We start from the raw sequence: 5706 nt of genomic DNA, 5'->3' as shown, positions 1-5706 counted from the left end.
GTGCTTAACTTTTTATATTAATATGAAAGGAGTAATTTTATTCATTCTCAGCTTTAAAAAGTATCTCAATCTCCAAATTGGCTGTCAAGGAGAGCACTTGACAGCCAATTTGGAGATTGAGGAGCAGTTAGTAAGCTGAGAAGGAGATTCCCTAGCCTTGAAAAGGCTGAAACCCAACTAAAAAGCGAAGAAGCCGAAAAACGCTTCTCTTCTTAAAGTTGCCCAAAAACCGAAACCAAAACCAATTTGGTAGGGAGCATTGACAGTTTCGTTCATATCAGTACAATGCTTCACAATCTCTTGAAAATTCATTTATATAAGTCTTATTTATCAGACTGTCTTTTAAAGAATAAGTAACACAATGCAAAAATGACCAAATATAACATTGCTTGACCAGTTGAGTTTTCGCTAAGAAAATTGTGGATACCATTGGAACGAAGTATGGAACGAATAACAATAGAAAGAATTACAGCAATAAATACAGCAATCATGTATTTTTTAAATGTCATAAAGTTACTCCTTTTTACCCAGGTTAGTAAAAAATAAGAAAAGGACCACCGCAACAGCCCATTTGTTGTAAAACTAAAGCACCCGTTCGTAATATAAGGTTAGCCAGATTTTTCTGGTTGACCTTTTTTTATATAGTTTTATTATATCGGTAGTCGGGGTAGAACGTCGCACCCGTGGGACTCGATTCCGTCAGCTAAACTGTTCACCCCCTACTTGTATAAACATGTTTCAGGCTGGTTGGGACCATGATCCCGTTTAACAAGCGAACCTATGACATTTACAAAAATCCCCGTTCCTTTTCAAAAATATTAAATTCCTCATACATTTCCTGCTCCCTTTATTCTAAATTCCACTAATCTGTCAAAAGCCAAGGATTAAATTTTGATTAAAATCCTAAATCAAATAGGATTTCATAGTAAAATCATCAAGTGCTTTACTTCCCAGTTAGGAGGCATTTATGAATTCATTTTTTCATTATGTAAAATCTTTATTCTGTCATCCTACCACAAGGTGGATGATGAGATTGTTATTTTATTTTTTAATTCTGTTAGGCTTACTAACCATTTATGGATTTAAAAATTCCGGTACTTTTATTTATAACGAATTTTAGAGGTGACACCATGAATTTTTATTCACAACTACAAAAATGGTCTGAATTATGTCCTGAAAAGACCGTTTTTTCATGCGGAAATGAGAGCCTTACATATAGGCAGCTTTATAATATGTCCGAGTCTTTAGCTTATTTTTTAAACAATCTTTTGCTGGATGATTCTACTCCTATTGTGGTTTATGGTCACATGGAACCATTAATGCTTGTTTGTTTTTTAGCATGCGTTAAATCAGGTCATCCGTATATTCCGGTTGATACATCTATTCCAGATGAAAGAATTGCAAAAATTATAGAAGATTCTGGAGCTAAAATGATGCTATCACCTATTGATCTGCCTCAAGTAGGTTTGGAACATCTATCCCATCCTTTGAATGGAGATCGTTTACGAGATGCACTCGTAAAGAATCAAGGAAAAACCGTTTCTTCCGAGTCATATGTTCTCAATGATGAAAACTTTTATATCATCTATACGTCAGGGAGCACAGGAAATCCAAAAGGTGTCCAAATTTCTTACAACAATTTAATGAGTTTTACTCACTGGATGACGAATGACTTCGGTTTAGCAAACCATCAAGTCTTTTTAAACCAAGCACCTTTTTCGTTTGATTTGTCAGTGATGGATCTGTTCCCTAGTTTATTCTTAGGAGGAACCCTTTGGATGCTGCCCAAAGAGTATGTGGCAGCGCCTAAAGAATTATTTTTATCGCTTGAAAAGTCCTCCGCGAATATTTGGACGTCTACTCCATCCTTTGTGGACTATTGCTTATCGGATGAACAGTTTTCAGCATCTCTACTCCCTGAATTAACAACATTTTTATTTTGCGGAGAAGCATTACCAAGTGCAACGGCTTTAAAATTGAGAAAGAGGTTCCCAAATGCCACTGTATTCAATTCGTATGGTCCTACTGAATGTACAGTAGCAGCAACAAGTATCAATGTGGATGATTCCTTGATTGAAAAGTACGAATCATTGCCAATTGGCATTTCGAAAAAAGATGGCGAAGTTTATATTCTGTCAGAATCACTTGATGAACAACCAGATGGGGAAAAAGGTCAAATTGTTATAACCGGACCTCATGTGAGCAAAGGGTATTTGAATCAACCAGGTTTGACTCGTAAATCATTTTTCGTCCTCAATGGGCAGCCTGCTTATAAAACAGGAGACCTTGGCTATAAAAAAGATGGATTGTTATTTTACGCAGGAAGAATGGATTTCCAAGTGAAAGTGAATGGATACAGAATGGAGCTTGAAGAGATTGAGGCACAGCTTTCTTCCCTGCCGTTAGTACAAAACGTTATGATTGTACCTAATTACAAAGACGGGAAATGCGAATTTTTAACAGCGGTGATCGTCCCAGCTCCACATAAATTCGAAAAGGAATTTCAACTTACCAGTCAGTTAAAAAAAGAATTACGTGCTCTATTACCGCAATACATGGTACCGAGAAAGTTTGTTTATCGCCCAGCTCTTCCCATGACGAATAACGGCAAGGTAGACCGAAAAAGAGTATTACATGAGGTTACTGCATGACGCCCTATGCAGCTTTACTTTATTTTATGATTGTTGGCATCTTGCTTATCCCTGTCGTAGCAGCGGGATACCGGAAAAAAAGGTTAGGTTGGTATAACGCTCTCGTTACGTTTGTCGTTCTCTTTATGGCATTCGCAGCTGACCTTCATCAAGCGTATTCCTTTATTGCCTATGTCATTTGGGAGATCATCCTTGTTTCCGTTTATATACGGTATCGATCAAAGCAAAATTCGTCACTTGTTTTTTATCTTGCTATTTTTCTTTCCATCATCCCTTTATTGTTAATAAAAATCTTGCCTGCCTTCGAATTGAATAACTGGTTTGGATTTTTAGGAATTTCTTATTTAAACTTTAAAAATGTCCAAATGGTAATTGATATTCGAGATGGTTCGTTAACATCTTTGACCATAAAAGAACAACTTTCGTTTTTATTGTTTTTTCCAACCATATCCTCCGGTCCAATCGACCGTTACAAACGTTTTAAAAAGGATATAGGCACCGTTCCTTCCAGAGAAGAGTATCATGAGCTTCTTTATAAGGGAATTAATAAGATTTTTTTAGGCTTTTTATATAAATTTATTATCGGGTTTCTCATCAATAGTAAATTAATTTCAACACTTTTTATCCAAAACCATACGCTGCTATCCGATATTAGTTATATGTATCTGTACAGTTTATATTTATTTTTTGACTTTGCTGGATACAGCAACTTTGCCATCGGTTTCAGCTATATTATGGGGGTTAAAACGCCTGAAAACTTTAATCTTCCTTTTTTGAGCAGAAATATTAAAGACTTTTGGAACCGTTGGCACATGTCACTTTCATTTTGGTTCCGGGATTATGTGTACATGCGATTTGCCTTCATAATGCAAAAGAAAAAGTGGATCAAAAACCGTTTCACCATTTCCTATCTTGGTTACCTGCTTCTCTTTTTATTAATGGGGGTATGGCACGGTCTGGAACTTCACTATATTGTGTATGGGTTATATCATGCTCTTTTAATCATCAGTTTTGATTGGTTTGCACGAAAAAACAAAAAATACTCATTCTGGAAAAAGAATAAATGGACACATGCAATCTCGATCGTCATCACCTTCCACTTCATTTGCTTTGGATTTTTAATCTTTTCCGGTCGATTATTTTAATATTAGGAGGAATTATCATGTCAGTAAAAGAGACAGTGTTGGATATTTTAGAAGAGATTTGTGATTCGGATATTGTAAGAGAAAATTTAAATATCGATTTATTTAAGGAAGGTCTATTGGATTCGTTCGGAACGGTTTCATTGCTTGTTGAAATTGAAGAACGTTTAGAGATCACAGTGGGGATTTCTGATTTTGTCAGAGAAGAATGGAATACTCCGAATGCAATTATTGGTCAATTGGAGAATCGGTAATGGTCCGCTCCTCCTTTAAACCCTTAATTGTGGCAGTCATCTTATTTTCCATTCTTTTGTTTTTTCCAGCCCAATGGTTACTGCCTTTGATTAATGAGAAGTTGGTGGAGCGAGATGCAGCAGGATTAGACCGCAAAATGTTTCAAGGCTATTTAGTTCAACATAAGATGTTGGAAAATCCTGCCTATTTGCCTATTTATGGTTCTTCTGAATTGGCTCGATTAGACCCTTTTCATCCGTCAAACTATTTTCATGTGAATCCACAGGGCTTCACGCCGTTTTTAGTCGGAACCGGGGGGACTGAGGCACTCATTCACTTTTTAAACTTTTCAGCTCATGCAGATAAGTTAAAAGGCAAAAGGATAGTTTTCGTCTTATCACCACAATGGTTTGTGCCTAAAGGCTCGGATGAATCCCACTTTGCACCCAACTTTTCTGTTTTACAAGGATACCAATTTGCGTTAAACCCAAAAGTGAATCACCCATTAGTGACAGAAGGTTCAAAGCGCCTTTTAGCCTTTAATGTAGTCAAAAGTGATTGGATGCTTTCTTCTCTTTTGGAGGCGAATGTATATCATGATAAATGGCACCAAACCAAAGCCACGGTCATCAAGCCGTTTGCTTATGGTTTTTTACATTTGTTGGAACGAAGAGATTTAATCCTTTCTTTACTAGATGTCCATTTGAAAAAACTTCATCCAAAACCAGCCCTCACACAGAATAAATCATGGGCTGAGCTTGAAGACGCTGCCGGCCATATGGCTGCAAAAAAAACAACAACCAATCCGTTCTATGTGAATGATTTGTATTATAAAGCCATGTTACAACCTAAATTGGATAAACTTCAAGGGTATAAAAAGGGAGCAAGTTATGCAAAATCTAGACAATATCAAGATCTGCAACTGGTCCTCGATGTACTAAAAGAAGCCCATGCAAAACCTTTATTTGTTTCCGTTCCAGTCAATGGTTACTGGTCAGATTATACCGGTTTTCCAACCAAAGGACGCACGGATTATTATGTGAAGGTTAAAAAACAAATTGAAAAGAACGGATTTCCTATTTTAGATTTATCCGGTCATGAGTACGATAAATATTTCTTTAAAGATACGATCCATCTGGGGTATAAAGGATGGGTATCTGTTGACAAAGGTATTCTACAATTTGAAAAACAAAAATAATACGAAAAAGAAGTCTAATCCCTATTAAGAGGTAGACTTCTTTTTCGTTTTCTAGGCATTATTGATTACAATTTATTCGGAATACTCGGAGTACAAGGAAGTACACAATAATGATAATGACTAAAAAGGAAACTAGAGGTTCAGGAAAGTCTAAAAAAGTCCCTATTATGGAAACAGCTAATCCAGAAAGGGTCGCATAAACATTTGATAACCAATTCATTTTCTTTCTCCTTTTTTATAATGTGCTTATCAATAAACCGTTAGTGAATCAATTAAAGGATCTGCCTCAACAACTCATTGTTCAACTTTTGCACCCGTTAGAATTCCTGTAGAGATCTATTTTTCACGTTTGTAAAAAATAGAGCCCCTCAGTAAGATGATTATACACACACAACACAAAATCATTCTTAGGAGGAAGCTCTATTATGAAGTTTAAAATGCAAGACAAACAAAATCAACTAATTGAAAGAATTTCGATCAA

7 protein-coding genes are annotated in these 5706 nt (G+C 36.1%); 5 read left to right on the top strand and 2 right to left on the bottom strand.

From position 1 onward, the window contains the following. Nucleotides 1-323 precede the first annotated feature (323 nt). Nucleotides 324-509, bottom strand: a complete 186-nt coding sequence (locus BR30_RS0116030; RefSeq protein WP_026565865.1) for a hypothetical protein — start codon at nucleotides 507-509, stop codon at nucleotides 324-326. A gap of 458 nt (nucleotides 510-967) precedes the next feature. Here BR30_RS0116030 and BR30_RS38460 point away from each other — a divergent pair, with 458 nt between their 5' ends. From BR30_RS38460 to dltD, 5 genes are read left to right on the top strand one after another with little or no spacing between them, the layout of a single operon-like run. Beyond that, complete coding sequence (locus tag BR30_RS38460; RefSeq protein WP_081416022.1) at nucleotides 968-1120, top strand: teichoic acid D-Ala incorporation-associated protein DltX; 153 nt, start codon at nucleotides 968-970, stop codon at nucleotides 1118-1120. A gap of 10 nt (nucleotides 1121-1130) precedes the next feature. Beyond that, nucleotides 1131-2651 carry a D-alanine--poly(phosphoribitol) ligase subunit DltA gene (gene dltA / locus BR30_RS0116020; RefSeq protein ID WP_026565864.1) on the top strand — a complete coding sequence of 507 codons (1521 nt, stop codon included), beginning with the start codon at nucleotides 1131-1133 and terminating at the stop codon, nucleotides 2649-2651. Then, nucleotides 2648-3796: a D-alanyl-lipoteichoic acid biosynthesis protein DltB gene (dltB, locus tag BR30_RS0116015; RefSeq protein WP_026565863.1), complete on the top strand. Its 1149-nt coding sequence runs from the start codon at nucleotides 2648-2650 to the stop codon at nucleotides 3794-3796. Before dltA ends, dltB begins: the two co-directional genes overlap by 4 nt. Before the next feature lie 17 nt (nucleotides 3797-3813). Further along, nucleotides 3814-4047: a D-alanine--poly(phosphoribitol) ligase subunit DltC gene (gene dltC, locus BR30_RS0116010; RefSeq protein WP_035445672.1), complete on the top strand. Its 234-nt coding sequence runs from the start codon at nucleotides 3814-3816 to the stop codon at nucleotides 4045-4047. After that, nucleotides 4047-5225 (top strand): D-alanyl-lipoteichoic acid biosynthesis protein DltD, encoded by a 1179-nt coding sequence (dltD, locus tag BR30_RS0116005; protein ID WP_026565861.1) that lies wholly within the window; start codon nucleotides 4047-4049, stop codon nucleotides 5223-5225. Before dltC ends, dltD begins: the two co-directional genes overlap by 1 nt. A 58-nt stretch (nucleotides 5226-5283) precedes the next feature. Here the strand turns inward: dltD and BR30_RS36785 are convergent, their stop codons facing one another. Further along, the gene (locus BR30_RS36785; RefSeq protein WP_155928670.1) at nucleotides 5284-5445 is read right to left on the bottom strand and encodes a hypothetical protein; all 162 of its coding nucleotides are present in this window, start codon (nucleotides 5443-5445) and stop codon (nucleotides 5284-5286) included. Nucleotides 5446-5706 lie beyond the last annotated feature (261 nt).

This window comes from Bacillus sp. UNC41MFS5 (assembly GCF_000686805.1).
Note: the sequence above shows the minus strand (reverse complement) of the source record. Positions and strands in the feature narration are given on the sequence as shown.

Excerpts from the sequence above, each read along its gene's own strand:
- dltD (WP_026565861.1), top strand. The coding sequence starts at position 4,047 with ATGGTCCGCTCCTCCTTTAAACCCTTAATTGTGGCAGTCATCTTATTT.
- BR30_RS36785 (WP_155928670.1), bottom strand. The coding sequence starts at position 5,445 with ATGAATTGGTTATCAAATGTTTATGCGACCCTTTCTGGATTAGCTGTT.
- dltC (WP_035445672.1), top strand. The coding sequence starts at position 3,814 with ATGTCAGTAAAAGAGACAGTGTTGGATATTTTAGAAGAGATTTGTGAT.
- BR30_RS38460 (WP_081416022.1), top strand. The coding sequence starts at position 968 with ATGAATTCATTTTTTCATTATGTAAAATCTTTATTCTGTCATCCTACC.
- dltB (WP_026565863.1), top strand. The coding sequence starts at position 2,648 with ATGACGCCCTATGCAGCTTTACTTTATTTTATGATTGTTGGCATCTTG.
- dltA (WP_026565864.1), top strand. The coding sequence starts at position 1,131 with ATGAATTTTTATTCACAACTACAAAAATGGTCTGAATTATGTCCTGAA.
- BR30_RS0116030 (WP_026565865.1), bottom strand. The coding sequence starts at position 509 with ATGACATTTAAAAAATACATGATTGCTGTATTTATTGCTGTAATTCTT.